22 protein-coding genes and 1 pseudogene are annotated in these 26186 nt (G+C 66.6%); 13 read left to right on the forward strand and 10 right to left on the reverse strand.

Features of this window, described 5'->3' with window-relative positions; translation table 11 throughout:
* Positions 1-11: 11 nt before the first annotated feature.
* From O5K39_RS10330 to O5K39_RS10360, 7 genes are all read right to left on the reverse strand, one after another.
* Positions 12-1055, reverse strand: coding sequence for a sensor histidine kinase (locus O5K39_RS10330; protein WP_271143545.1), 1044 nt, complete (start codon positions 1053-1055; stop codon positions 12-14).
* Positions 1052-2485 (reverse strand): ATPase domain-containing protein, encoded by a 1434-nt coding sequence (locus tag O5K39_RS10335; protein WP_271143546.1) that lies wholly within the window; start codon positions 2483-2485, stop codon positions 1052-1054. The genes O5K39_RS10330 and O5K39_RS10335 overlap by 4 nt, the downstream gene beginning before the upstream one ends.
* A gap of 589 nt (positions 2486-3074) precedes the next feature.
* Positions 3075-3851 carry an acyltransferase gene (locus tag O5K39_RS10340; protein ID WP_271143547.1) on the reverse strand — a complete coding sequence of 259 codons (777 nt, stop codon included), beginning with the start codon at positions 3849-3851 and terminating at the stop codon, positions 3075-3077.
* An 11-nt stretch (positions 3852-3862) separates the two neighbouring features.
* Positions 3863-7033 (reverse strand): CusA/CzcA family heavy metal efflux RND transporter, encoded by a 3171-nt coding sequence (locus tag O5K39_RS10345; RefSeq protein WP_271143548.1) that lies wholly within the window; start codon positions 7031-7033, stop codon positions 3863-3865.
* A gap of 12 nt (positions 7034-7045) precedes the next feature.
* Positions 7046-8302, reverse strand: coding sequence for an HlyD family efflux transporter periplasmic adaptor subunit (locus O5K39_RS10350; RefSeq protein WP_271143549.1), 1257 nt, complete (start codon positions 8300-8302; stop codon positions 7046-7048).
* On the reverse strand, positions 8299-9615 hold the full coding sequence (locus O5K39_RS10355; protein WP_271143550.1) for a TolC family protein: 1317 nt from the start codon (positions 9613-9615) through the stop codon (positions 8299-8301). Before O5K39_RS10355 ends, O5K39_RS10350 begins: the two co-directional genes overlap by 4 nt.
* Positions 9616-9665: 50 nt before the next feature.
* Positions 9666-10112 (reverse strand): hypothetical protein, encoded by a 447-nt coding sequence (locus tag O5K39_RS10360; protein ID WP_271143551.1) that lies wholly within the window; start codon positions 10110-10112, stop codon positions 9666-9668.
* A 206-nt stretch (positions 10113-10318) separates the two neighbouring features.
* Between O5K39_RS10360 and O5K39_RS10365 the strand changes: the two genes are divergently transcribed.
* Positions 10319-10495 carry a hypothetical protein gene (locus tag O5K39_RS10365; protein ID WP_271143552.1) on the forward strand — a complete coding sequence of 59 codons (177 nt, stop codon included), beginning with the start codon at positions 10319-10321 and terminating at the stop codon, positions 10493-10495.
* A 727-nt stretch (positions 10496-11222) separates the two neighbouring features.
* On the opposite strand, the gene O5K39_RS10370 is transcribed toward O5K39_RS10365, so the two are convergent.
* Entirely contained in the window at positions 11223-11960 is a 738-nt protein-coding gene (locus O5K39_RS10370; RefSeq protein WP_271143553.1) for a LysR substrate-binding domain-containing protein, read from the reverse strand.
* Between O5K39_RS10370 and O5K39_RS10375 the strand changes: the two genes are divergently transcribed.
* From O5K39_RS10375 to O5K39_RS10415, 9 genes are all read left to right on the forward strand, one after another.
* Positions 11925-12464 carry a 4-oxalocrotonate tautomerase family protein gene (locus O5K39_RS10375; protein ID WP_271143554.1) on the forward strand — a complete coding sequence of 180 codons (540 nt, stop codon included), beginning with the start codon at positions 11925-11927 and terminating at the stop codon, positions 12462-12464. The two genes, O5K39_RS10370 and O5K39_RS10375, sit on opposite strands and share 36 nt — an antisense overlap.
* 2 nt (positions 12465-12466) lie before the next feature.
* The gene (locus tag O5K39_RS10380) at positions 12467-13465 is read left to right on the forward strand and encodes an alpha/beta hydrolase (protein WP_271143555.1); all 999 of its coding nucleotides are present in this window, start codon (positions 12467-12469) and stop codon (positions 13463-13465) included.
* A gap of 544 nt (positions 13466-14009) precedes the next feature.
* Positions 14010-14702, forward strand: coding sequence for a DNA repair protein RadC (gene radC, locus O5K39_RS10385; protein WP_271143556.1), 693 nt, complete (start codon positions 14010-14012; stop codon positions 14700-14702).
* A gap of 7 nt (positions 14703-14709) precedes the next feature.
* On the forward strand, positions 14710-15615 hold the full coding sequence (locus O5K39_RS10390) for a toprim domain-containing protein (protein ID WP_271143557.1): 906 nt from the start codon (positions 14710-14712) through the stop codon (positions 15613-15615).
* Between the two features lie 51 nt (positions 15616-15666).
* Positions 15667-17733, forward strand: coding sequence for a chromosome partitioning protein ParB (locus O5K39_RS10395; RefSeq protein WP_271143558.1), 2067 nt, complete (start codon positions 15667-15669; stop codon positions 17731-17733).
* A 161-nt stretch (positions 17734-17894) separates the two neighbouring features.
* Positions 17895-19979 (forward strand): strawberry notch-like NTP hydrolase domain-containing protein, encoded by a 2085-nt coding sequence (locus O5K39_RS10400; RefSeq protein ID WP_271143559.1) that lies wholly within the window; start codon positions 17895-17897, stop codon positions 19977-19979.
* A 2-nt stretch (positions 19980-19981) separates the two neighbouring features.
* On the forward strand, positions 19982-20401 hold the full coding sequence (locus tag O5K39_RS10405) for a single-stranded DNA-binding protein (RefSeq protein ID WP_271143560.1): 420 nt from the start codon (positions 19982-19984) through the stop codon (positions 20399-20401).
* 124 nt (positions 20402-20525) lie between these two features.
* Positions 20526-20990 carry a GcrA family cell cycle regulator gene (locus O5K39_RS10410; RefSeq protein ID WP_271143561.1) on the forward strand — a complete coding sequence of 155 codons (465 nt, stop codon included), beginning with the start codon at positions 20526-20528 and terminating at the stop codon, positions 20988-20990.
* Between the two features lie 160 nt (positions 20991-21150).
* Entirely contained in the window at positions 21151-21351 is a 201-nt protein-coding gene (locus O5K39_RS10415; RefSeq protein WP_271143562.1) for a hypothetical protein, read from the forward strand.
* 24 nt (positions 21352-21375) lie between these two features.
* On the opposite strand, the gene O5K39_RS10420 is transcribed toward O5K39_RS10415, so the two are convergent.
* Positions 21376-21597 (reverse strand): hypothetical protein, encoded by a 222-nt coding sequence (locus O5K39_RS10420; RefSeq protein ID WP_271143563.1) that lies wholly within the window; start codon positions 21595-21597, stop codon positions 21376-21378.
* 386 nt (positions 21598-21983) lie between these two features.
* Here O5K39_RS10420 and O5K39_RS10425 point away from each other — a divergent pair, with 386 nt between their 5' ends.
* From O5K39_RS10425 to O5K39_RS10435, 3 genes and pseudogenes are all read left to right on the forward strand, one after another.
* Complete coding sequence (locus O5K39_RS10425; protein ID WP_271143564.1) at positions 21984-22925, forward strand: DUF2493 domain-containing protein; 942 nt, start codon at positions 21984-21986, stop codon at positions 22923-22925.
* Between the two features lie 330 nt (positions 22926-23255).
* Positions 23256-24497 (forward strand): DUF3363 domain-containing protein, encoded by a 1242-nt coding sequence (locus O5K39_RS10430; RefSeq protein ID WP_271143565.1) that lies wholly within the window; start codon positions 23256-23258, stop codon positions 24495-24497.
* 191 nt (positions 24498-24688) lie between these two features.
* Positions 24689-25570 (forward strand): annotated as a pseudogene (locus O5K39_RS10435) (GNAT family N-acetyltransferase); the annotation flags it as partial.
* On the opposite strand, the gene O5K39_RS10440 reads toward O5K39_RS10435, so the two are convergent.
* Entirely contained in the window at positions 25550-26005 is a 456-nt protein-coding gene (locus O5K39_RS10440; RefSeq protein ID WP_271143566.1) for a PA2169 family four-helix-bundle protein, read from the reverse strand. The pseudogene O5K39_RS10435 and the gene O5K39_RS10440 overlap by 21 nt on opposite strands.
* Positions 26006-26186: the final 181 nt, after the last annotated feature.

Here is a 26186-nt window from a genome sequence, read left to right on the forward strand (position 1 = left end):
CGAAACGTGGCTCAGTCACCCGAGTTGCGGGTTATGCGCGAAAGGTTGCCTTTTGCCTCCACAATCAGTCCCTTGGGATCAAATGTCAGGACAGGCGGTCGACCGAAGAGGCTGCCCAGCGCCGATCGCAGATACCGTGTGCCGTAACCCGTACGGGAGGGCGCGACGACCGGCGCGCCGCCCCTTTCCTGCCACCGCGTCCAGAGGTCGTCGTCGGACAGGCCCCAGGTGAAGCTGACGTGACCGTCTGGGGTCGAGAGCCCGCCGTATTTGATCGCATTGGTCGCCAGCTCGTGAAGACACAGAGACAGGGTGGTGCCGCCCTCCCGGTCAAGCATGACCCGGGGCCCATCGGTCAGCACGCGTTCATCGCCGGAGAGCCGGTAGGGTTCGAACGTGAGATCGACGATCTCCTGGATGGAAACGGCCTCACCCTCGGCCTGGAACACGGCGGAGTGAACGTTGGATAGGGCGGTCAATCGTCCCCGAAAATCTTCCGCGAATGTCTCGAGCGTGTCCGCCCGCCGCTGCGTCATCTCGAAGATGGAGACGACGCTGGCCAGGATATTCTTCACGCGATGGTTTAGTTCGCGACGCAACTCGATCTCGCGGTCGATGTGGTCACGCACGTCGCGCTGACGCAGGCGCGCCAGAAACGCGGCCTGGACGCCGCTGACCAGCTCAACGGGTGTGACCGGCCGTTGGTAGAAGATCTGACGCGCGCGAGGCCAGCTGGCACCGAGAGCGCCCTTGATCTTGGCCTGCTGCGACCGGCGGTCCAACAGGACGATGATCGGCATCTCCGACCAGCTCGGCTGTGTTTCGAGCCAGTCCGCGACGGCCGACACGACGTCCGGCGTCAGGGCCTCATGCGTCGCCACCAGAACGCCGGGCGACGCCGACAGATAGGGCGCGACGGAATCTCCGGTCGAGCAGATGCGGACTTCCAGATCCTGCTCGGACAACAGCTGGCGCAGATAGTCCGCATCGCGCCGATAGGGCGCGAGCACCAGGACATGGTCCAGGCCCGCGTGATCCTCCGGCGTCTCGGTCAAGTCTCGGGAATCGGATTGTAGGGCACCACGCTGACGCCCTCACTACGTATAAAGAGTTCGTGGACATCCAGGTCGTGCGGTCCGTGACGCTTCTTGACCACGGTGATGTTGCGACGAAGACGTCCCTCATGCTCGGCGATGCGCAGCAGCAGGACGGTGTCGCCCAGGAAGCTGACGTCCACATCCAGGCTTACGTTCTGACCCAGCAGCCCGTGCTGAGCCACGATCAGCATGGTCAGCACGCCCGCACGCGCCAGGTATTTGAGGAGGGACTGGATGTCCCGAACCGCTTTCTCGCGATTGGGCAGCGAGTTCAGATAGCCGGTGAAGCTGTCGATGACGACGACGCGGGTCTTGTTCTCCTCGACGATAGCCTGAACCACCTGGGCGAACTCGCCGGGCGAGATTTCGTTGGGATTGAAGTCCCGGATGATGAGCCGGCCGTCCTTGTGGAAGGTCCGCAGGTCCATGCCGAGGCCCTCCGACCGACGGAAGAAGGTCTCCAGCCGCTCTTCGAACAGGAACAGGGCGACGCTCTCGCCGCGCTTGAGCGCGGCCGTGGCATAGAGAGAGGCCATGGTGGACTTGCCCGTCCCCGCTTGGCCGATCACCAGGGTTGTGGTCCCGCCCTCCTGGCCGCCCCCGAACATATCGTCGAGCGCCGCGACGCCGGACTTGATCAGGTCGGGCTTGGCAGAGGCGCGTTCCTCGCCGGGCACGATCCGCGGGAAGACCACAACGCCCTCGCCTTCGCGGATGGCCATGTCGTGATAGCCGTCGGCGATCGGCACGCCGCGCATCTTGCTGACTTCGATGCGTCGTCGCACAGGGCCAAAATCCTCCAGGTGCTTGTCGAAGCGGATGACGCCGTGGGCAATGCCTTCGACCTCCTCGCCGTTCATCGCCGCGCCGCTCTGAGTGTCCAGCAGAAGCGCCACCACGTCGCGCTTGGCCAGGAAGGCCTTGAACCCGAGCAGCTCGCGTCGGAAGCGGGGCGTGTCACCGGTGATCAGGCGGATTTCCAGCAGGGAGTCGTAGACCAGTCGGCTGGGCTTGTGCTCCTCGATCGCCTGCTCGATGGCCTGGCGGGTCTCGTCCAGTCGTAGTTCGGCGGTCTGAAAGATGGTCTGATCGGCCGCGCCGCTGACAGCGTCAGAAGCCGACAGCTCCTCGACCCGAATGCCGTCGAGCGACCAGCCGTGCGAGCGCGCGATGGATTCGAGCTCGGCCTTCGTCTGTGAAAGACTGACGTAGATGCATTTCTCGCCGTTGGCGACGCCAGCCAGGAGGAACTGCAGCGCGACAGTGGTCTTGCCGGCACCCGGCGCGCCCTGAAGCATATAGAGATTGGCGGGAGGCAGGCCGCCACGGAGAATTTCGTCCAGGCCTGCGACGCCGGTGGCGACGGGTTTGGTTTTACGCTTGGTCACTCATCACTCTCCGAACTGGATCGACGAAGTGCCACAGAAGGGCTGAGCCAACCAGTGGCGAATCCGCCGCGAAGCCTGCTGGGGTCGGTGTGAATAGCATGTGATCGGCTTTGAGCGAGTAACCGCTGCTGACCCATATCGACCCCCGACTGGACCTCCCGCTCTGGTCGAGCGGTAGTCAGCGCAGGGACGCACAAGTCCTGCCGAAACCATGTTCGATATCCAAGACGCGCTGGAAGCCAAGCTCAGGCTCGGGGTCCTGCTTCCTCCATTCTCGAAGGCGTTCACAACGCCTGCATCGACGTCAGCCTGTTAGAGAAGGCGCGAGTGACAGGCGACGGCCATGACAGACCTCGTATGCCAGCAGGGCGACACAGCCGCCCGACGGCTGATCGTCATGCTCCACGGGGTCGGATCTTCGGCGCGTGACATGGCACCCCTAGGCCAAGTCCTCGCCGAGGGGTTGGGCGACACCCGCGTCGTCGTGGCGGACGGCTTCGATCCCTTTGACCTCGGAGGGAACGGTCGCCAATGGTTCAGCGCCCGGGGCGTGAGCCCGCAAAACAGGACTGACCCGGGACAGGCTGAGTCATTCGAAAGGGCTCTGGCTGGCGGTGAGGTCGGGCCGACGCCATCGGCTCGATGACGAGATGGAGCTCAAGCTGAGGACGTTCCAGATCCGCCGTGACGTCATCCGGACGCTGAACCAGCGGCGGCTCGAGGGCGCAAAGGATGTCAGGGCGTTGGGCAAGGGCGTGGTCGCCGGGCGGGTTGTTCGAACATGCGCCAGGATCAGGGGGCGATGCTTGAACCTGAGGCCTGCCCAGGCGAAGGCGGGAAACAGCAGATAGGCCCCCCATTCCGCGGATTGCGACCATGATGGCCCGTTCCACTCGTTTCCGGCGGTGATGGGAAACCAGGCGTGAATCAGCAGGGCCGCCGCGAACAGACCCTCCAGCCCATAGTCGAACGGCTCCAGCCTCTGACCTAGGCCGATTGCCACGGCCGCCAGGACGACTATGACGGCCAGCATGGCGATATGGGCCGGATAGATGAGCGCGAAACGCGCGACCAGGAAGCGCCGGTGACTGTATCGTCCCTGCTCGACCTGGCGCGAATAGACATGGGCCAGCACGAGGCCGGACAAAACGAAGAAGACATCGACCGGCAGCCGGGCACGTTCGATCAGCCCCCATCCTGCGGCGTCAGGTGCGAGCATGTTGAGTTGGTAATGGAACAGCACGACGCCCAGGGCCAGGAACCAGCGGATGCTGGTGAGGGACGGCAGGTCCTGCGGCATGCCGACCCCTGACCCGGCCGAAGCCGCGTCTGGGGTCGATACCGTCGCTTCTGGCACCGTCGTCACGGCCGCCGCCCCTACGGACGGAACGGCAGGCGGTCGAGCCAGGCCGGGCGCTGCCGTTCCGAGCCACCTTCGCGTCCGTGGACGAGGCTAAAGAGGGCGGGCAGGACGAGCAGGGTCAGCAGGGTCGAGGAGATGATCCCTCCGATGACCACCGTGGCCAGCGGACGTTGGACCTCGGCGCCCGCTCCAACATTCAGCGCCATCGGCACGAAGCCGAGGCTGGCGACGAGCGCCGTCATGAGCACCGGGCGAAGACGGGTCAACGCCCCCTCCCGGATCGCCTCGCCGAGCGGCTTGCCCTCGGCGAACAGGCTGCGGATGAAGGTCACCATCACGACGCCGTTGAGGACCGCGACCCCCGACAGGGCGATGAACCCGACGCCCGCCGAAATCGACAGGGGTAGCCCGCGCATCATCAGGGCGGCCACGCCCCCGGTCAGGGCCAGGGGCACGCCGGAGAAGACGATGGCCGAGTCCTTCACCGACCGGAACAGGGCGAACAGCAGTCCGAAGATCAGCAGAAGCACGACCGGCACGACCAGTTGAAGCCGCTTGGCCGCCGAGATCAGCTGCTCGAACGTACCGCCGTAGCTGATCCAGTATCCGGCGGGGACCTCGACCTCGGCTCCAACCTTCTCCTGCACTTCGGTGATGAATGACCCCAAGTCGCGGTCGCGGACATTGGCGGTCACGACCACTCTCCGTTTTCCGTCCTCGCGGCTGATCTGGTTCGGTCCCTTTTCAAGGGCGATGGTGGCGACCTCTTCCAGCGGAACGAAGGCCTGACCGCCGCCTGATGACGGCAACGGGATCTGAAGCCGCCCAATCGCGTCGGTATTCTGGCGCAGGGCCTCCGGCATTCGAACCACGACGTCGAAGCGACGGTCGCCTTCGAAGACCTGACCCGCAACAATCCCGCCGATCGAGGTCGCGACGACCGACTGGACGTCGTCGATGCTCAGACCCAGGCGCGACAGGGCCGCGCGGTCGGGCGTGATCTGAAGCACCGGAAGGCCTGTGACCTGTTCGACCGCAACGTCCTGGGCGCCGGGAATGGCGCCGACGACGCCTTCGACAGCCTGACCGACCTCCAGCAACTGCTCCAGGTCGTCGCCGAACACCTTGATCGCCACATCGGCGCGAACGCCGGAGAGCAGCTCGTTGAACCGCATCTGGATCGGCTGTGTGAACTCGTAGTTATTGCCGGGGATCAGTTCGACGGCCTCACGCATCTCCTCGATGAGTTCAGCCCTGGGCTTCCTTGGGTCAGGCCAGTCGGAGCGATCCTTCAGCATGATTAAGGTGTCGGCGACGGACGGCGGCATGGGGTCGGTGGCGACCTCCGCCGTGCCGATCTTGGCGAAGACCCGTTCGACCTCAGGGAACTGCGCCAACCGGCGTTCAAGCGCCGTCTGCATCTGCACGGCCTGGGTCAGGCTGGTGCCGGGAATGCGCAGGGCGTGCATGGCGATGTCGCCCTCGTCCAGGTTCGGGATGAACTCCGACCCCATCCGCGATGCGCCGAAACCGGCGATCGCGACCAGGGCCACGGCGACGCCCACGAAGGCGACCCGCAGCCGCAGGGCCACGTCCAGCGCGGGTTCGTAAAACCGGCGCGCCCCCCGCATCAGGAAGCTGTCCTTCTCCTCGACCTTGCCCGTGACGAACAAGGCGACGGCGGCGGGCACGAAGGTGAGCGACAGGATCAGGGCGAACGTCAGCGCCATGACGACGGTGATCGCCATCGGGTGGAACATCTTTCCCTCCACCCCGGTCAGGGCGAAGATCGGCACGTAAACGAGCGTGATGATCAGGACCCCGAATAGCGACGGCCGAATGACCTCGCTGGAGGCCGAGGCCGCCAGAGCGAACCGTTCGTCGCGCGAAAGGAGGCGTCCGTGGCGATGCTGGGCCTCGCCGAAGCGACGCAGCACATTTTCGACGATGATGACGGCCCCGTCGACGATGAGGCCGAAGTCCAGCGCCCCCAGGCTCATCAGATTGCCCGAGGTGCCGGTCTGGACCATGCCAGTGATTGTCATCAGCATGGTGACGGGGATGACTGCCGCCGTGATCAGGGCGGCGCGAATGTTCCCGAGCAGGAGAAACAGCACGACGATGACCAGCAGCGCGCCTTCGAGGAGGTTCTTCTCGACGGTATGGATGGCGCGATCGACCAGGTCGGTCCGGTCATAGACGGCGACCGCATCGACGCCGGCGGGAAGCGACCGCGCGGCGATCTCCAGCCGCGCAGCCGTCGCTTGGGACACCGTCCGGCTGTTCTCGCCGACCAGCATGAAGACCGTACCCAGCACGATCTCCTTGCCGTTCTCGGTTGCTGCCCCCGTGCGGAGTTCCTCGCCGAGGAGGACGTCGGCGACATCGCCGATGCGGATCGGCGCACCATTCCGGTTGGCCACGGTGATCGCGCCCAGGTCTTCGACCGAGGTGGCCTGACCCGGCACCCGTACCAGATACTGTTCCCCGAACCGCTCGACATAGCCGGCACCGACGTTGGCGTTGTTGCGTTTCAGCGCCTCAACCACCTCGCTCAGGGTCACGCCATAGGCGGCCAGCCGGTCGGGATATGGGGTGACATGATACTGGCGCTCGAACCCCCCGATGGTGTTGACCTCGGTGACGCCCGGCGTGTTGCGAAGCTGGGGCCGGATCACCCAGTCCTGAAGGGTGCGCAGGTCTTCGGCGCTGTAGGGCTCGCCGTCGGGCCGACGTGCGCCCGGCTCGGCCTCGACCGTATACATGAAGATCTCGCCGAGACCGGTCGAGATCGGCCCGAGTTCGGGGATGATCCCCTCGGGCAACTGGGCCCTGGCGGCCTGGAGCCGTTCGTTGACCAACTGTCGCGCGAAATAGATGTCCGTGCCGTCCTCGAAGACGACGGTGACCTGGCTCAGCCCGTAACGTGAGATCGAGCGGGTGTATTGCAGACCCGGCACGCCGGCGATGGCGGTCTCGACCGGGAAGGTGATCCTCTGTTCGGATTCCAGCGGCGAGAAGCCGGGTGCCTCGGTGCTGATCTGGACCTGGACATTGGTGATGTCCGGGGTGGCGTCGATGGGCAGACTCTGGAAACTCCAGACGCCGACCGCGCAGGCCAGAAGGACAAGGGCCATGACGCCCCAGCGGAACCGGATCGACAGCGCGATGATGCGTTCAAGCATGCTCAGCGCCCCCTAGTGGTCGTGGCTCGCGCCGGACTTATCGATGTCCGCGCGAATGAGGAAGGCGCCGTCGACGACGTATTCGGTTCCGGGTTCGAGTCCGCCCAGGACCTCGGTCCATTCCGGCGTGCGGCGACCGAGTTCGAGCATCCGCACCTCATAGGTGTCGCCGACCTTGGCGTAGACGACCTGGAAGTCGCGGAAAGGCTGGATGGCCTTGGTTCGGACGGCCAGCGGCGTCTGCGTGGTGCCGACCTGCACCGTCCCCTGCACCCCCAGCCCCGGCCGCCAGGCCCCGTTCTGGGACGGCAGATGGACATGGGCGATTAGTGTCTGGCTAGTCAGATCGGCGGTCGGCAGGACGGCCTCGATCTCGGCATTGATGCGGTGATCACCGGCGAGGCTGCGGACCTCCACGCGCTGGCCCACGCGGACGCGTTCCGCATCGCGGGGATAAAGGAAGAACTCGGCATGAACCTGGTTCGGATCGCCGATGACCAGCATGGGTTCATTGCCCGTGATGGCCCCGACCCCAACGTTCTTGGCCATGACCACGCCCGAGATCGGCGCGGTGACAGAATAGGTCTGGAGGCTTTCACTGGACTCGACCCGCGCGACCACCTGTCCACGGCGCACGCGGTCGCCGAGCTGAAGCGACAGCATCATCACCCGGCCGGGGTAGCGCGCATGGACGTCGGCCTGGCCCTCCGGCGTGATCTCGATCCGGCCGTTCAACGGCAGCGACTCGCCCAGCCAGGCGGAGCCCGCCCGCTCGGTCGTCACGCCTCCATCGCGGGCGGCGTCGGCGGTGATGACGGTCCGGCCCTCGTAGGATTGGTAGGCCCAGGTCGAGGCCTTGCCGGCATGGGTCGCGTTCACGGCGACGTCGAACGAATGCGGCTCCGACACGACGCCAGGACTGGCCAGATAGTCATCGATCGCGGTGAAGGCGAAGCGATCGATCTTGCCGCCAAGACGCGTCAGGTCGATGGTCGCCTGGACCTGACGCGGGTCCAGCGGCTTATCCTTCACATAGGGATAGAGCCTGAACAGGGGCTCCGGTCCTTCCTCGAATATGGTCAGTTCGAGGGCGAAGTCGCCGTCGCGGAGCATCCGGCCACGGTGCGGACCGCGTTCATAGTCGGCGGCGGCGGCCTCGGCCTGTTTGCCGGCCTTTTCGGCAGGCTTGTCCCCGCAGGCGGCGGCGGCGAAGGCGAAGAGGATCGCGGACGCCGCGATCCATCGCCGGGAGGGGTTCAGGCGGATCATGGTTGAGTCTCCAGGGCGAGGATCAGGTCGCCGTGCGCGCCGGTCAGACGGTCGAGGCGGGCGCGATCGATGTGGAATTGCTTGAGCACCGCGACACGTCGGGCGCGGGTCTGCAACAGGGCGGTCTGGGCGGAGATGACGTCGTTGTAGGTGAAGCCGCCCCGATTGAAGCCGTCGCGCACCAGAACGACGGCGCGTTCAGCCTGGGGCAAGGTTTCCTCCCCGATCCGACGGGCTTCGCTGGCGCGAGCCATGACCTGGACCTGCAAGCGGGCGATCTCTCGTTCCCGGTCGATGCGGGCGGCGGCGAGATCACCCTCGGCGGCCAGACCCTCCGCCCGGGCGCGGTCGATGGCACCGAGGTTCTGGTCATAACGACCCAGGGGGATCGAGCCGCCAATGACGAACCCGAGATCGTTGCCGTCACCGAAATGACGGAGGCCGGCGCTGATCGTTGCGTCGGACCGGGCGCGGGCGGTCTCCATCGCCACGCGGGCGATGGAGATGTCCCGCTGAGCGACGAAGATGTCGAGGTCCGGCTGGGCGACCCCGTCTGCGACGACGAGCGCCGACCGGGTGTCGGCGAAGGCGTCTGCGCCAAGGATGAAGTCGGCTGAACCCTCCCAGAACCGGGCCAGCGAGATGTTGGCCACCCGCAGGGCGATCTCGGCCTGGTCGAAGTCGATCTGGGCCTGGGCCAGTTCGGCTTCGGCCCGTGCGCCGGCGAACAGGGGATCACGCGCCATGTCCACGCGGCGACCGACCTCGGTCTGGAACCGTTCGGCCAGGTCGAGACGCTCGCGGGCGATCTCCAGTTCGGCCTGGGCCGCCAAAGCGTCCGCCCAGGCGCGCTGCACCTGTTCGAGCCGATCCAGTTGGCGGATGCGTGCCGTGGCGTCGACCAGCAAACCTTCGGCTTCGGCGAGAGAGACGCGCGCCTGACGGTCTCCGCCCCGCTCGAACCTCTGCTCGACACTGAGGGTGGTCTCGGTCCGCCGGAAAAGATTGCCCCCACCGATGGTCGGGAAGTTCTCGACCACGACGCCCAGTGTGGGGTTGGGGCGAACATCGGCCTGACGCACGGCGGCCTGTGAGGCTTGTCGCCGGGCCTCGGTCGGTGCCAGCGCCGGATCGACGAGAGCGGCGCGACGCAAAGCCTCGACCAGAGACAGGACAGGCGTGGTCGTAGCCCCCGCCGCATCCTGCGCGGAAGCGAGGGTCGGCGGCACTGAGGCCGCCAGAATGAGCGCGAGGGCCGACACGGCCGTGAGTCGCGCCCATGGTCCGGCGAGGCCGGACGATGGGGTCTTCAAGGGATTCTCTCCGGGAAACGGGTTGCGCGCGACCGATGGGTCGCGTCGGATCAGATGATCGTCTGCAGCCGTTTGGGAGGGTATTCAGGCCCGTCGCCCGTGCGGCCTGGACGCGCGCCATCGACTGCCGGTTGCAGCACCATGGCGCTCGTGGCGATCAGGGGACTTACGTCACGGCCAAGGACAGGGATGGCGGTGTGGTTGTCGCCGCCGCTGTGATGGTGATGGTTGGACGGTCGCCCGGCGTTGCCATCTCCGTCAGTATTTTCGGTCTGATCCAGCGCGTCATCGACCGGTGCTTCAAGGTAGACATCAATGACATGCGAGCCGTGATCGGACATGACCCCCTCGGCGTGATCGCCCTCGGTGATAGCCGCCGTCTGCCAATCCGACGCATGGGCGATCTGGTGCTGGCCGTCCTGCACCCCGTGCAGGCACAAGACCGCCACAAGGGCGGCGCACAGGCTGACGCAAAGGGTTCGAAACAGGCGAGGCAAGATTGGACGGCTCCTCCACGGGCCATAGGGCGACCCGCCCGCAATGGCAACGCCGAGGTTCCGCTGGCGCGATCCTAGAGCCAAGCGTGGGCATCCGTGTCTGGCTTTCGTCTTGGTGCCAAAGACGGCTCATAGCGCAAATCCGCCTTCCGACTGGACTTCCCGCGCTGGTCGAGCGCAGGGATACGCCAGAGCCTGCCGACACCATGTTCGATATCCAGGACGCGCTGGAAGATAAGCTCAGGCTCGGGGTCCTGGCTTCATCCATGCTCGAAGGTGCTCGCATCGCCTGCAGCGACGTCAGCCTGTTGACGTTGGGCGCTGTTGGCAGCGTGCTCCGAAGAAGTGCCGGTGACTTCCAAGCTCCTGGCTGCGGATATTGAGGTGTTTGAACGACGCATCGTGTATATCACGGCTCGAAGGTGACCAACTCCGCCGGGGTCACGCAGCACAACACTTCGAGCCGCTTCACTCTTCGCCACTCATGATCAACACAGCCACCCGAATCATCCTGCCAGGGTTGCTGGAAGCCCGGAGAGTCACCTCTCTACTTTGGCTGCCGGTGACATTTGCACTTGGCTGCCAAAGTGCCATTTCGCGGAATGGCCGTTAGGCACGGCCCGTCAAATCGTTCCTCCATTTGTGGGTGAGCGCAGGCGCGGTTAGACTGTCGCCATGCCGATCAAACCAGAAAGACAGAACCCGTTCTGGCCCGCAGTGCCAAAGGCGCGGCGATTCCCACTGCGTTTGATCGCGATCGTGTTGCTTATCGTGTTGGCACTCATCGCTGCGAGTCGCGCTGCGCTCATCCTGCTGGGCTGACCTGCAGCCTTCACCACGGCTGTTACGCATACGACCCCTTTGGCGCGAAAAGCCGGGTCGAATGGCCGAGGCGGCCACGTTTCCGAAATCCGACAGACTTCCCGTAGGGGGGCGAGCGGTAGCGATCGCATGGTCCTTGATGACCCGACCTCCGCCCGATTCGGCGCCGAATACGCCCAGCTCCGTCTCGCTGATTTTGGCGTTATCGACCCTCAAGCGCACACATATCTGTGTCGAGCCGTCGATGATTAGCCAGGGCCCGGTTCGCGGCTTGACGGCTGAATGCTCTCAGTCGAGTCGACCTTGCGCCGCGAAAGCGAGGAGTCGGTCGACGACGTGACGGACGCGTGGGCTCAAATGGGCCTGTCGCGGCCAAACCGCGTGGATGTCGACGGGGACCGCCGAGTAGGGATCGAGCACCGTGTTGAGCGCGCCCCGCGCGATCAGGTCGCGCACCATCGAGATCGGCACCTGGCAAAGGCCCAGCCCGCCGACCGCCGCCGCTACCATGGCCTCGCCGTCGTTCAACTGATGCGAGGTCGGCGGAGCGATACGCCGGACTATCCCGTCTTCTCGCACGACCCAGCTTACCGGGGGGCCTTTCGCTGCACCGACGACGCCGCGATGGTCGCGCAGATCTTCCAGTGTCTGAGGAATGCCGTGCTCTGTCAGGTAGGAGGGCGCAGCGCAGATTACCCGGGCCTGGGTCGCGAGATGGCGGGCGATCAGATGGCTGCTGTCCTTCAGATCCCCGAAGCGGATCGCCAGATCGACATTCTCCAGCAAGGGATCGATCGTCTCGTCGGTGAAGCTCAAGGTCAGACGCAAGCCCGGATGGGGACGCACGATTTCGAGCAGGAGCGGAAGCAGCACGCTGCGGCCGAACGCCACCGGCATATCGATCCGCAATCTGCCCGTCAGGGTCTGTCGCGCCGAGGTGAGGGCCGCTTCAGCCCCGGTGATCTCTTCCAGGGCGGCGGCGCACGCCGCATGGAAGGCTTCGCCATCGACCGTCAGGCGGTTCATGCGGGTGGTGCGGTGGAACAGTTTGACCCCGAGCCGGGTCTCCAGCCGGGCGATCGATTTCCCAACCGCAGACTTGGTGATTCCAAGCTGGTCCGCAGCCTGGGTGAAGCTGCCGGCGCGCGCGGCGGCGACGAAGATGCTGACACCGGCGAATGGATCAAGATCGGCCATGGGCGCTCGCGAGTCGACTTCAAGTCTACAAAGTTGCTCTTCGGAGCGGCTTTATCATCTGCGTGGCTCCGGTCAAATGACTCATCAACTGCAGCGACCACCCCGGCTCGCTGGATCGATTTACAGGAGAGCCCCATGCCCGTCGTTCGCGTGAGCTGGTTTGAAGGCAAGGACCACGAAACCAAAGGCAAGGTAGCGGCCGAGATCACCGAGAGCATCGTCCGCAACACCCAGACCGACCCCGCCAATATCTACGTCATCTTCGACGACGTCGCGCCGAGCGACTGGGCCGGTGCTGGCAAGCTGTACGGCGAACCGGCAGAGGCCAGCTGACCATGCGCGGACATCTGGCCGGGGCCCTGAGCGCCCTCCTCATGATCATCGCTCCGGTCGAGGCCCTTGCAGAACCGGCGACCGAGGTCCTGGGGCGGGACTTCACCTTCCCCAACCGGATCGAGGGCATGCCGGCCAGGCTGTCGGACTTCCCGGGGCTGGAGATCAACAGCTTCACCACCAACGACGGCGTCAAGCTGGCCTACTGGGAAGCGGGCCAGGGCGAGCCCCTGATCTTTCTTCCCGGGTGGTCGGCGAACGGAGCGGAATACATCAATGTGATGTACCTGCTGAGCCAGCGCTACCACGTCTATGTCCTCGATCCCCGCAACCAGGGCCTGTCGCAGGATGTCGCCTACGGATCGCGGATCTCGCGCTTCTCGATGGACCTCAAGGAGTTCTCCGACCACCTCGGCCTGGAGTCGGCGAACTACTGCGGCTGGTCGATGGGAGCCTCGGTGCTGTGGGGCTATATCGACCTGTTCGGCACGGGCGGTATCCGCAAGGCCATCTTTGTGGACGAGCCGGTCTCCATCTATTCCCACGCGGACTGGACCGAGCAGGAGCGGCTGGACGCCGGCGGCATGACCACCTCGGCCGAGCGGATGGTCGCCGCCTTCACCACGGGGGCGCCGAGCAACAGCCTGATCGTCGATCCCCGGGCAATGCAGCGGTTCGCGGTCCGGGACTCGGCCTATTTCGTCAACTCCCAAGCCTTCGCCGAGGCCTCCGTCACCGACGATCCGGCCGCGATGGGTCGGGTGCTGTTCGATCACGCGACTAACGACTGGCGCGACGTCATCCACAGCAAGATCGACGTTCCAGCGGCGATCTTCTCGGGAGCCTTCAGCAACAACCTGCCCAGCCAGCGCTGGATGGCGTCGATCATTCCGGATGCGACCCTCTACGACTACACCGAAGCCGAGCAGGGCGATCACTTCCTGATGTTCAAGAACCCGGTGAAGTTCGCGGCGGACGTCGAAGCGTTCCTCGGGCGTTGACGGTGATGTCCCTCGGCGGAGGTGGGATCACCCGGCCAAGGGCCTCGCCGACGCTGTCGGCCATCGTGCCGGTAGCGGCGCCCTGGCCGCAAGTCCGATCCCTGCTCTGAAGACCGGTTTTCAGCGCCAAGCCCCAGGGCAATCGCTCCGCCGTCGCGGAGGCCAGGCACCCCTCTACGACATGACGGAGCTGGCGACCAGGGTGAGCCTGCCGGAGCTCAGGCGACATGGATCTCAACGGCGGTTGGGGGCGGGTCTGTCATCGTCGTCAGGACGCCGCTTGGGAACGGGGGCTCCTTCAAGGCCGGCGTCTGTCATGGCGACCTTTCACTTCGGCGTCTTCAACAGGCAGCACTGCCCCCCTGCGCTGGACCTATTGCATCGTTTGGCATTGGCACGCTCCCAAGGCAGCGAGGATGAGGCTTGCGAAAGACGAGATGCTGAATGCGGCCTGACGCGGTCGGCCCGCCTCGCGGGCTGAAGGTGACAAAGGAAGGGAGGAGGCGATCGCCCTGATCCGGGGTGTGCAACTCAGGAGCCCGTGATGGGACCCTTGCCTTCGTCGACGCCCCAGCCCTCGCAAGGGGCCTCGGCGTCTCTCCTTGAACTTACAACGGGCGTCGATCCCGAGTTCGACGATGCAGCCCTGCTGGCCCTGTTGATGACGCGGACCATGCGCCCGTCGGACATCCCTCGGGCCGTTGAGATTTTGTTGGAGGTCTTCGGCACCGTCGCCGCCGTCGTCGCGGCCGATTCTCCAGAGTTGACGCGCGTCGCCTCGCTCGATGCGATCACGATCACGGACTTCCAACTGTTGCGCCGGCTGAGCGTGCGATTGGCCCGGTCTGAAACCTGCCGTCGCCCCGTCATGTCGTCGTGGGCCTCGCTTGTGGCCTACGCCCGCGCCGCACTGGCTCACGAGCCCCGGGAACAATTCCGGACCCTCTACCTGGATCGCAGGAACATCCTGCTCCGCGATGAGTTTGTGGCGCACGGAACGGTCGACCACGCGCCGGTCTATCCCAGAGAGATCATAAGGCGGGCGCTCGAGCTCTCGGCCTCGGCGCTCATTCTCGTCCACAATCATCCGTCCGGTGACCCCACACCGTCCCACGCCGACATCCAGATGACCCGCAAGATCGTCGACGCCGCGCGCGTCTTCGGGCTCCAGGTCCACGACCATCTCGTCATCGGTCGCCAGGGCACGGCGAGCTTCAAACAGCTCGGCCTGATCTGAGGCGGACATGACCCTTCACGCGATTGTCGCCGCACTGGGCGGCGACCTCTACAGCGCCGGCGCGCGAGCGAGCATCCCAGCGCCGGGCCACAGCGGGCGCGACCGTTCCGTGTCGCTCTGGCTGACCGAGGGCCGGGTGGTGATCCATGGGTTCGGGGGCGCCGACTGGCGCGCCGCCCGGGATGATCTGCGCGACCGGGGTTTCATCGACGACGCGGGTCGGCTGACGGGGGGCAGTTGCGGCCGGTCGTCGACGCCGCGCCCCGACCAGCGCGTTCGCGTCGAGACCGCGTCCCGGCTCTGGTCCGGTGTCCGCAGTCTTGAGGCCGGGGATCCGGCGCATCTTTATCTCGGGCGGCGCGCCGTGCAGTCCGCCTTCCGGGCGCTCAATCTCGGCTGCCATCCAAGGGCGCCGCTTTCGGTCTACCGGGAGGGCCATCGAACGCGGCCTGCGATGGTCGTGCGGATCAGCGATCCAGACGAACGTCTGACCGCGGTGGAACTTACCTATCTTGAACCCGGCGGGCGGCCCGCCGCCGGGTTGCGGCTCGTCAGAAAGACCGTCGGTCAGGTTCCGGCGGGCTCTGCTGTCCGGCTGTTCCCCGTCGCGGAGGAGATGCTGGTGGGGGAAGGCGTCATCACCACCCTGTCCGCCATCGAGCGGTTCGCTCTCCCTGGATGGGCGCTGATGGCCGCCCACAACCTCGCCGCCTGGACGCCGCCGCCGATGGTTCGCCGGGTACTGATCGCCGCCGATCGCGGGCCCGCCGGCGAAAGCGCCGCGGCCCGGCTGTACCGTAGGCTGGTCCGGGAAGGTCTGGGCGTTGAGGTGGTCTCGCCTGAGCCGCCGTTCGGGGACTGGAACGAGGTGGCGATCGCAGCCGCACCGGGAAGGGAGGAGGGAGGGCGCTGACGGGCGCCGGAGCGGCGGGGATGGGCCTCGTCGACCGGCAGGAGTTCCCTCATGACCGATCTCGTTCCCGTCATCACCCCCGCCTCTCGTCCAGTGGCTATCGTCCAACGCGACGAACGCACGATCCGCCTCGGCGACCTCGGCATCGCGCACGAAAACCTGCGCCATGGCGAACCGCCGGATGAGGACATTCCCAACCTGGCTGCGACCCTGCGCGCGGCCGGCCAGCTGCAGCGCCTGACCGTGCGACCCGGCCGCGGCAAGAAGGAAGATCCCTGGATGGCGCTGGACGGTCGCCGCCGGTGCCTGGCGTTCGGTTTACTGCTGGAAGCCGGAGAGATCGACGACGACTATCCGGTCGAGGTCTATGTCGAAACCGACCCCGCCCGCCAGGCGGCGGCCGTCCTTTTGACCAACACCGCCGTTCCGGTCCATGTCGCCGACGTCATCGCCGCCATCGGCCGGATGCTGAAGTCGAAGCTGACCATCCCCGTCATCGCGACGGCCCTGGGGTATGCGGAGGTCGAGATCAAGCGCCTGGCCGCCCTGGCCGGGCTTCCGTCCGCCGCTCTGGGCGCCCTGAAGTCCGGGAAGATGACGCTGAAGCAGGCGAGGCTTCTGGCGCGCCTGCCGGACAAGGCCGAGCAGGAGGCGATGGCTGAAGCGGCGATGGAAGGCCGCGGCTTCCAGGACTGGCGGATCATCGAGAAGCTCGATGACAGCCGGGTGACGACCCGCGATCGTCGCTGTGCCCTAGTCGATCCTGGGTCCTACGGAACCGCAGGCGGGCGCACCGAGGCCGACCTGTTCGGCGAACTGGCCCCGGTTCTGCTCGATCCGGACATCCTGACCGGTCTGTGGCTGGCCCGCGCCCGCGGCATCGCGGCCGTATTCGAAGCCGAGGGGATGGTCGTCCATGTGACGGCCGGGCCGGAGCCCGACCTGCCCGAGGACCTGGAGGCGCTCGGCTATGTCTACGGCGGGTCGCTGCCTCCCGAGGAGATGTCGCGCTACCGCGCCCAGCGCGAAGTCTACAACGACCGGGCCGAGGCGGTGCGTCTGGCTCTGCAAGCGACCGCCACGCCCGACGTCGCCGATCTGGCCATTGTCGACATGATCCATGCGCGGATCGCCGCCGACCAGACCGGATGCGGAGGCCGGGGCGTCACCACAATGGTTCTTTGGCCGGCCTCCGGCACGGGGGTGGATATCCGCTGCTACACGCCAGAGGAACCGGAGCCCGAGGTCGGACCTGAAGACGAAGGGGCTACGCTGCGCCTCTCCGCGCCGCCGGCCTATGTCGCGCCCGCTGTCGAAGCGGCCGATCCCGACACGGACGGGGTCAACCACGCCCTTCACGGCGTGCGCACCGACGTCGCCACGCGAGGTCTCATCCGCGCGCTCGCCGACGACCCCGGCGCGGCCCTGACCGCCCTGATCGCCCGACTCTTCACGGTCCTGGTGCTGCGCACGCGGATCGCGCGCTCGGACTCCGCCCTGGCCATCCTCGCAACCGGCTTCAATCCGGCGGGAGGGCGGGTGATCGAGAGCCTGGACGGCGAGGTCCGCCGGAGGCTCGACGACCGCCGGGCCGCCTTCGAGGCCTCCGGCGACACCGTCATCGGCTGGATCCATGGCCTGCCGCACGGCGAGAAGATGGGACTGCTGGCGGAGCTGACCGCGATCAGTCTCGACGTCCGGGAGGAACGGACCTCCCTGATCCGCGGCGCCGCGCGGTCCGAGGCGACGGAGCTGGCGGCGCTCTGCGCTGCCGACATCACCCTGCACTGGACGCCCGATGCGCCCTTCCTGCAGCCCCATTCCAAGGGGCTGTTGCTTGGGATGCTGGAGACGATGGGCGCCGGGGACGAACGCGCGAAGTCGCTCAGGAAGACCGAACTGGTCGATTGGGTGGCGGAACAGGCGGCGTCCCGGACCTGGGCGCCGGCAAGCCTGTCGTTCGCGGCCGCCCCCGGCGATGAGGCCGGCATAACGCCCGACGGTCCGGATGAAAAGGACGGCGCCGAGGTTGCGGACGACTGGTCGGAGGACGACGGGGTCGGCGCCTTCGCGGTCACGCCTGCCGGAGAGGCGGCGCTCGAACCTCACGCCGCCTGATCGTCCGGTGATCTGCGCACGCCGCCCTGGTCCTCGCCGGGGCGGCGTCGTCATTCGGCCGTCGCGACCGTGTCGGGAAGGCCGGAGGAAGGGCGGGGCGACGCGAGCCTGGAGGACCGAGAGGGAGGCGCCCTCCGCTCCAGGCGACCGGAGTCTTTCTCATGCCCTCGACCCCCACCCTGTCCCTCTTCGCCGACGCTGCGCCGATCGACGCGCCCGCCAACATCCTGGCGGCCGCCCGGGCGCTGGCGACCCATCTGGCCCGATCCCGCGCGCTCGACCGCCGTCTGGTCGCCGATGTGATGACCACCGCCTTCGGCGCTTCGGACGCCGAGGGCGGATGGGCCTGGCGCGACGCCTATGACGCGATCGAGGCGGCGACCGTGCATCAGATCCGCAGGCTCGCGCCGCAGATCGCCCGGCTGGAGGACGCGCCGGCCGAGATCGTCGCCGTGCTGGCCGGCGTCTCCGTCCTGGGGCTGCCCCACTCTCGGCGAAGCGAGGAACAGGTCGCCCTGGAGCAGTTCTCGACCCCGCCCGAACTGGCGGCGCTCGCCGTCCTCGCCGCCCAGGTGCGGCCGCAGGATGCCGTCCTGGAGCCTTCGGCGGGAACCGGACTGATCGGCGCGGTGGCGGAGGCCTGCGGCGGTGTGCTGTCGCTCAACGAGATCGCACCGACGCGCGCGGCCTTGCTCGACGGGCTGTTCCCGAAGGCGGCGCGGACCCGTCACGACGGTCGCCGTCTTCACGATCTGCTGCCGTCCTCGGGCACCTTCGACGTGGCGCTGTGCAATCCGCCCTTCTCCGATCTGCAGGCCCATCTGGTCGCGGCCCTGAAGGTCCTCGCCGACGGCGGCCGGATGGCGGCCATCGTGCCGCTCACCGCCTTGGCCGACCGCGGTCTGCGGCACGGCCTCGAGCGCCACGGCGCCATGACGGCCGCCGTGGCCTTTCCCGCCCGCGCCTTTGCCCGGCACGGCACCTCGGTCGAAACCGGCCTTCTGGTCATGGATCGGGGCGAGGACACCCGATGGGACGGTCTGCTTCATCGGCCCGAGGATCTGGCGGCGGTCGCCCGCCTGGTCGCGAGCTTGCCCGGGCGGGCCACCGCCCGACCGAGGGTGCGTGTGGTGCTCGACGCCGCCGCCGTCCTCGCGCCGCGCGGACGCGGCCTGGCCCTGCCGTCCGGTCGGCCCGCCTTTCTGAACGGCGCGATGCCCTTGGCTTATGCGGCGCGGGACTGGACCGGGGAGGGGCGCGACGTCGGCCTCTATCAGGCCCACGCCCTGGCGCGCATCGACCTTCCGGACCCCCGGCCGCACCCATCTCCTCTTGTCGAGTCCGGGCCCATGGCCTCGGTCGCGCCGCCGGCGCCGACATACCGGCCTGTTCTGCCGCCGGCGTTGCGAGACGAGGGCCGGATTTCCGACGCCCAGACCGAGACGGTCATCTATGCCGGCGAAGCGCACGGCGCGGTTCTGCCGGGCCGGTGGCGCCTCGGGGAGGCGCCCCACGAGATGACCCTCGTTCGGGAGGACGCGGAAAACGCGGTCTCGCGGCGTCGCGGCTTCTTCCTCGGCGACGGCACCGGCTGCGGCAAGGGCCGCCAGATCGCGGCCGTCGTCGTCGACAACATGGCGCAAGGCCGGGTCAGGGCCCTCTGGCTGTCCCGCAACGACGCCCTGCTGGAGGACGCCCGGCGCGACTGGGCCGCGATCGGCGGCGGCGCTCACGACATCGTGCCGCTCTCGAGCTGGAAACAGGGTGACGCCGTCCGCCTCGACCGCGGGATCCTGTTTACCACCTACGCTACCCTGCGTCAGGCGGCGCGGGGTGGGCGGCAATCGCGCCTCGACCAGATCGTCACGTGGCTGGGCGAGGATTTCGACGGCGTCATCGCCTTCGACGAAGCCCACGCCATGGCTAACGCCGCCGGCGGCGGCAAGGGCGCGCGCGGCACCAAGAAGGCGTCCCAGCAGGGGATGGCCGGACTTGCGCTGCAGAACCGCCTGCCCGATGCGCGGATTCTCTACGTCTCCGCCACGGGGGCGACGACGGCCGAGAATCTCGCCTACGCGGCCCGGCTCGGTCTCTGGGGCGGGCCCGAGGCGCCGTTCATGTCCCGGCCCGACTTCCTGGAAGCCATGGATCGGGGAGGGGTCGCGGCCATGGAGCTGGTGGCCCGTGAGCTCAAGGCGCTCGGTCTTTACGTGGCCCGCTCCCTGTCGTTCGAGGGTGTCGAATAACCATGCAAACCCTGACCCTCGAAGGCTATATGGCCGCCGATCCCTCGATCCTGTCGGCCCAGGGCTCCAGCAAGAAACGCGCGAGCTTCCGCGTGCTGGAGACCACCCGCTACCGCAAGGCCGACGGCACGCCGGGCGAACGGACCACGGGCTTCAACTGCATCTGCTTCAATGAGGCGACGACCGAGAATTACATCGAGCCGTTCGCCAGGAAGGGCAGCCGCGTCGTCATCCAGGGCCATGTCGAGAACGACACCTGGACGGGCAAGGACGGCGTGGAGCACTACGACCTGCGGCTGATCGTTGGAGACATCCGGTTGAAGAACCGGCGCGACCGTGTCGGCCGGGAGGACAGCCAGATCGACGCCGGCGTGCAGGAACAGAGTGGCGGCTACGACCTCAACGACGATATCCCGTTCTGATCACGGGAGGTTCCAGGACGGCCCGGCGCGCACGCGCCGGGCCGATTCTCGTCCGGACCGGAGGGGAAAGCGAGGGCGGAGCGAGGCGAGCCGATGGGGCTCGTTGGCTCAAGGAGATCCTGCCATGACCGCCTCTGGTTGGACCGAAGACCGCATAGATCGATTGAAGACCCTTTGGCGCGAGGGCAAGACCGCCGATCAGGTCGCGCGCGACCTGGGGCACGGGATCTCCCGCAGCGCCGTCCTGGGCAAGGTGAACCGGTTGGGTCTGTCGAACAGCCGGTCCCGCCGATCCGTCCTGGCCCCGCCTGCCGGCGTCAAGGCGGTGAAGGCCCGGCCGATCCGCGCGCTCGACATCCCGTCAGTCGCGCCGCCGCCGCCTCCGGCCGCCCAGCCCGGGCTGGCGACGCTGCTCTCGGTCCGCCGTTTTCAATGTCGCTGGCCGATGGATGCACCGGGGGCACCCGACCTGAGTGTCTGTGGTCGACCGGTCGAACGCGGAGCGTTCTGTGGTCCGCACGCGCACGTCGCCTACCGGCCGGCCCGGGACCCGGCGCGCGGTCTCGAACGCCTTGCCAGGCTCGACTGACGATCGACACGCGCTGGCGGCAGACAGCTCCGATGGACTATAACGGCGGCCTCGACGAGGTCGCCGTTTCCGCATTGCTCGGATCGCGAACCGCGCGGTCTCTTAACCGATCCCCTTGCCACATGAGGTCCGCATGGCAGCTCCGGCCGCTGAACTGAAGATGGCCCGTCAAATCCTCGGATGGGACGCCCTGACGACCGGACGGGCGCTGCGGCTGGCCGGGACGCCTGAAAAAATCGAGGCGCGCATCCATGCGATGGAGGCGGGAGACCGCGACATCAGCGGTCCCGTCCGGGTCGCCATGGAAGCCTTTCTCAGCGGCTGGAGACCGGCCGGCTGGAGCGAACCGGGGTTTGGCTGATCGAGACCGTCAACGGTCCCGGCCCTAGTGGACGGTCGCCCATCCGGCCAGGGGCGTCACCTCCCAGGATCCGTTCTCCTGGACGAGCAGTTCGACCTCGAGCCCGGCCAGATGGATCTGGCGGGTCAACTTCAGCCCGGCGTCCTCGGCGTCCACGCGGCAGTCATATTCGCCGATCTGCCGATCGTCTTTCATGACGCGCCAACCGCCCTCGGTTCGCAACACGGCGACGGTGATCTTCTCCATCCTCAGGCTCCGGTGTTGAAAGGCGGTATTGATTCCAAGCCTGGCGCCGCCAGCGTGAGGCGCAGGACTGCCTGCGGCGCGGGACGATGTCCGCGACGGCGTAGCGCCGTCGGCTCGCCGCCGTCGACGGACGGGAAGAGCGTTGTCTTGTCTTTCGCATCGGCGCGACGGCGCCGAACGGGGTCCTCGCCCTGAAGGAGGGCGAGGACTTGCCCCCACACAACGCCCTCCGATCTTGTCATATCACCCCGGAAGTCAACGGCTGCGCCGTTCCCCTCCACGGTCGGCTAAGCGGCCGCCCGCTCCGGTGACTGCCGGGGACCCCGATATGGCCAAGACCGGGGTCGTTGCGCATGGGGCGCTCGACATTCTCAAGGAATGTTCCAATGACCCGCTTCAACACTTCTTCCTCCGCCTTCAGCCCGAAGTCCGACTCCGCCTTCGATGACCTGTCCGCCTCTCTTGGAGACCCGCGTCCGCATCCGACCGAGGCGGCGCTGGTCCAGCTCGGGCGCGCGCTCATGACCGAGCTGGTGGATGTGATCTCGGACACGGCGCTGGAGGACTATCAGACGATCATCGGGGAGGCCCTGATCGGCGCCTTCCATTCGGCGGCCGGGCGGATCGAGAGAGATGCGGACAGGGCGCGCGACACGGTGCGATCGCTCGACCGCGACTTCGACGGATCGGAGGCGGCCGACACCGAGCTTCAGGAAGCCACGGCCAAGGCGAGGGCGGGCGATGCAGCGACGCAGGCCTGCGAACTCATCCGGGACGCGGCCTCGGAAACCTGGACGGTCGCGACCGGGGAGGTCTGGACGGCCTGGCGGGGATCGCGGCGCGGCACGCATCTGACGGCGGCCCAGCTGGAAGCCAAACAGGCGATCCGGGCGATCAAGCAGCGGAAGTCTGGAGAAGCGGATCCGGGCGGTCCGGTCATCGCCTTCCGGGGCGCGCCCTCGGCCGACACTTCGGAGGATGCGGGTCGGATCTTCGACGCCCTGAACTGGGCGAAACAGGAATGGCCAGACATGGCTCTGGCGACGACGGGGGCGAAGGGATCCGAGAAGCTCGCAATCAAATGGGCCCAGCAGAAGGGGGTGAAGCTGATCCTCGCCCGGGCGGATTTCGATACGCACGGCAAGGCCGCTCCCTTCCGGGCGAACGACGAGCTGATCGCGCTCGAGCCGGAAGTCTGCTTGACCCTGGTCCATTCGGTGGTCGGGATGAGAGAAGACCCGCGCCCATTCGGACCCGCGCTCAACCTTGGACAGAAGGCGATGGAGTCCGGGCTGCGGCACGTCTCCATCAAGGCGCGCGCGGCCTGAAGCATCACGACTGAGATCAACGACCCGCTCGGCTTCGGCCGGGCGGGTTTTTCTCTGTCGTCTGCGGTCTACTTGGCGATCCGACGGCCGCACTACGCTTCAGACGACACCGTCGGCGGAGATTTGCGTGCCTTTGCTGACCTCTGATCGGCATTGATGAGGATATCTGGAAATCCGGGAAAAAGGACTTAGGGCAAGATAAAAGGGGGTTTGGGACGGTTCCCTTTTCTCGTATCTTGTCAGCATGTTACTCGGCCCAATTCTGGTCCTGGATGACTTGGAATGAGTTGTCCTGGTTCGGTGTTCTGGCCAGCCCGTGGAGGTGAGGCGATGCTGATCCGTGAGGCCATCGAAGACCGGGTTTCGGCCGGTGCCGGGGGTCGGACCGATGCGGTCCATGTCGGCCTTCCGCTGCGGCTGAAAACCGAGCGGATGAGCGTCAAGAACGGCCTGATGAAGCGGCTAGCGAGTTCGCGCGTCTTCGCGCTGGGCGATCGTTCAGGGGTGCTCAGGGCGGCGCAGAACCGGTCCGGTCGCGCCTTCCGGCTCGACGTCCGTCAACGCGTGATCGTCAAGGCCCTGGTCTCGCGGCATGTGGGCAAGGGCGCGGATCGGGCGGCGGCTCTGGCCATGCATGTGTCCTATCTCGGCCGGACCGGCGCGGGCGTCGAGGGTGCCCGTCCGGAGTTCTTCGATCGCGAAGGCGACGCTCTGTCGCCCGTCGCCGAGACGAGCGGCTGGAGCGACGACCGCCATCATTTCCGCTTCATCATTTCGCCCGAGCACGGCGACCGGATCGACGATCTGAAGGGCTATGTCCGGGAGGTCATGTCCCGCGTCGGCGCGGACCTTGGGGAGCCTGCCCTGAAATGGATCGCGACCTGTCACTACGATACCGATCAGCCCCACGCCCATGTGCTCATCCGGGGCAGGCGCGGCGATGGGCGCGATCTCGTGATCCCTCGCGACTACATCGGCTACGGCTTCCGGGCCCGGGCCCAGGAAGTGGCGCAGGAGCGGCTGGGCGATCTGTCGCGGGTCGATGCCGAGAGGCGGATCTGGAAAGAGACCCAGGCGGATCGGCTTACGGGGTTCGACAAGCGGCTGCTGGCCGCCGTCGACGCCGGCGGGATGGTCGATGACGGGGTTGGGGCGAGCGACGCCTGGGCGGCGTTGACCCGAGGCAGGCTCCGTCATCTGGAAGGGCTCGGGCTGGCGGTGAGGTCAGGCCGACGCTACCGGCTCGACGGCGAGATGGAGCTCAAGCTGAGGACGCTCCAGGTCCGCCGTGACGTCATCCGGACGCTGAACCAGCGGCGGCTCGAAGGTGCCAAGGAGGTCAGAGCGCTGGGGAAGGGGAGAGTCGCCGGGCGGGTCGTTCGCGCGGGCGCGCATGATGAGGCCGGGGCCTCGCCCTGGGTCATCGTCAAGGACAAGGGCGGGGTCGAACATTACGCCCGGCTGGGCGCCGGGGCTGCGCTGCCCAAGGCCGGCAAGGAGGTCGAACTCCACGGCGGCGAGAACGGCGTGGCGCGGCTGGTGCTTGGGCGGGGTGCGGATATCGGTCTGTAGAGGCTGGGAGTGCTTGCGGGTCTCATGTCTATGCAGAGTGGGCCGTCAGGCGGCGGTGAACTGGTGAGGAGCGGTCAGAGCGGAGACGTCATGAGCGACCTGACGAAGTAGGAGCAGCTATTGGCCGCGCTGATGTTGCACGAAGCGGCCTACGCAGCTAACGCGAAAAAGGCGCCTCCCAGGCCCGTCAGAACCTTCGAACGGCGGGACGAAAACTCCGGGATTGCAACGTTGAGATCCGCCTCGACGATCGCGACCCGGCTAGTTTGGAGCTGGTCTTGGCGATGAAGCGCAAGCAATATCGCCGCACCCGCCAGATCGACATCTTCGGCGCCCGGTTGACGCGTGCCTTGATAGACCGTCTTTTTTTGACCATGCCGACCACGCCTGGGGGTACCCGTGGGTTACTGTCCACTCTATGGATCGACGGAGCACTTGCGGCCGGGCACTTTGGATTGCTGGGCGACGCCACTCTCCATTACTGGTTTCCGGTCTATGACGACAGATTTGCCAATCTGTCTCCAGCCATCGCTTTGCTCCATGAGATTGCGAAGGGCTCTTCACTACTCGATATTCAACGCATCGATCTCGGAGACGGAGGCTACAGGTTCAAGCGTGAGTTCGCTAACCGGCACCTGCCCCTAATCGCAGGCACGGCACGGGTCTCCAACGGCGGTAATCGGATGCGCTTATCGTCACGGCACACCAGCGCCGTGGGAGTCTCCCCGCCAGCCAGTTTACTGCTGCGGATCCCGCATGCAGTGACCCGGCGGGTGGAACTGCTCGCCAGCCTCCACAGCGCGTCATCAGCGAGACCGTCGGGCATCCAGGGCATTGCGGTCGGGCTGACAAGGGTAAGCGAGGATAAAGATGCATTCGGTCATACTGAATCGCCGTATGCTCGGCGTGAGTGCAGCCGGCTCCCGGAGGGGATAGCCACCCGGCCTCAAAGGGGGGGCGGAGTGTCCGGGCCGCAGTCGACGCCTGGGAGGAGGATCAAAGGTGCCGACGCGAACCTGCATCACATCTATCAAAGTGCTGAGTTCATCCGATCAGTGCATCGAATGCTTTAGCTGGCTGACCGAGTCATGATCGCTCTTGATGCGGCTGTACCCCGACTCGATGAGGTCCAACACGGAAGACGGAAGGCTCTCGTCTTCCTTAGCAAATTCGAATTTGCCCTTGACGACGTCTTCGCCCCGCTCGACCTCGTCGACGACACCCTTGTCGTCCCGGCCCATGATCTCCCCACGGACCTGAGCGAATTTGTTGTGAATGCGGCCGAGCAGGGACTGATCGTCTTCCGGTTCTGCACCCAGACTGCGAACTGCATTCTGCAAGGTCCGGCTGAGGTCTTCGCGATGGCCAGCCCGTTCCGAGAACATCGCCTTCAACGCTGGATCGGTAACGCCGTCAGCGGCATGTTTGTAGCCCTGCGCGCTATCGAGTGTAGTTTCGAACAAGCTGTTCAGCAGCTTCACCGCGTGGTCGCGGTCGTGGTCACTCATATGGACACTCCGTTTCAGTTAAGTGTCATAACCCGTCTCGTAGGGAGCCGTTCCCTTGCTTGAACCCAACGCTTGAGGCCGCACTCTCCCAGGTCGCCACTCGTCTATATTCATTGACTTTCAACCCACTCCCCGGAACCTCACTGACGGGGCTGTCGTTGAAGCCTTGTGCACGGGGAGG

It is taken from the genome of Brevundimonas sp. NIBR10 (assembly GCF_027912515.1).
Lineage (GTDB): Bacteria > Pseudomonadota > Alphaproteobacteria > Caulobacterales > Caulobacteraceae > Brevundimonas.

Excerpts from the sequence above, each read along its gene's own strand:
- O5K39_RS10400 (WP_271143559.1), top strand. The coding sequence starts at position 17,895 with ATGCCCTCGACCCCCACCCTGTCCCTCTTCGCCGACGCTGCGCCGATC.
- O5K39_RS10380 (WP_271143555.1), top strand. The coding sequence starts at position 12,467 with ATGCGCGGACATCTGGCCGGGGCCCTGAGCGCCCTCCTCATGATCATC.
- O5K39_RS10440 (WP_271143566.1), bottom strand. The coding sequence starts at position 26,005 with ATGAGTGACCACGACCGCGACCACGCGGTGAAGCTGCTGAACAGCTTG.
- radC (WP_271143556.1), top strand. The coding sequence starts at position 14,010 with ATGGGACCCTTGCCTTCGTCGACGCCCCAGCCCTCGCAAGGGGCCTCG.
- O5K39_RS10350 (WP_271143549.1), bottom strand. The coding sequence starts at position 8,302 with ATGATCCGCCTGAACCCCTCCCGGCGATGGATCGCGGCGTCCGCGATC.
- O5K39_RS10370 (WP_271143553.1), bottom strand. The coding sequence starts at position 11,960 with ATGAACCGCCTGACGGTCGATGGCGAAGCCTTCCATGCGGCGTGCGCC.
- O5K39_RS10405 (WP_271143560.1), top strand. The coding sequence starts at position 19,982 with ATGCAAACCCTGACCCTCGAAGGCTATATGGCCGCCGATCCCTCGATC.
- O5K39_RS10375 (WP_271143554.1), top strand. The coding sequence starts at position 11,925 with ATGGAAGGCTTCGCCATCGACCGTCAGGCGGTTCATGCGGGTGGTGCG.
- O5K39_RS10420 (WP_271143563.1), bottom strand. The coding sequence starts at position 21,597 with ATGGAGAAGATCACCGTCGCCGTGTTGCGAACCGAGGGCGGTTGGCGC.
- O5K39_RS10415 (WP_271143562.1), top strand. The coding sequence starts at position 21,151 with ATGGCCCGTCAAATCCTCGGATGGGACGCCCTGACGACCGGACGGGCG.
- O5K39_RS10395 (WP_271143558.1), top strand. The coding sequence starts at position 15,667 with ATGACCGATCTCGTTCCCGTCATCACCCCCGCCTCTCGTCCAGTGGCT.
- O5K39_RS10345 (WP_271143548.1), bottom strand. The coding sequence starts at position 7,033 with ATGCTTGAACGCATCATCGCGCTGTCGATCCGGTTCCGCTGGGGCGTC.
- O5K39_RS10365 (WP_271143552.1), top strand. The coding sequence starts at position 10,319 with ATGTTCGATATCCAGGACGCGCTGGAAGATAAGCTCAGGCTCGGGGTC.
- O5K39_RS10390 (WP_271143557.1), top strand. The coding sequence starts at position 14,710 with ATGACCCTTCACGCGATTGTCGCCGCACTGGGCGGCGACCTCTACAGC.
- O5K39_RS10430 (WP_271143565.1), top strand. The coding sequence starts at position 23,256 with ATGCTGATCCGTGAGGCCATCGAAGACCGGGTTTCGGCCGGTGCCGGG.
- O5K39_RS10410 (WP_271143561.1), top strand. The coding sequence starts at position 20,526 with ATGACCGCCTCTGGTTGGACCGAAGACCGCATAGATCGATTGAAGACC.
- O5K39_RS10425 (WP_271143564.1), top strand. The coding sequence starts at position 21,984 with ATGACCCGCTTCAACACTTCTTCCTCCGCCTTCAGCCCGAAGTCCGAC.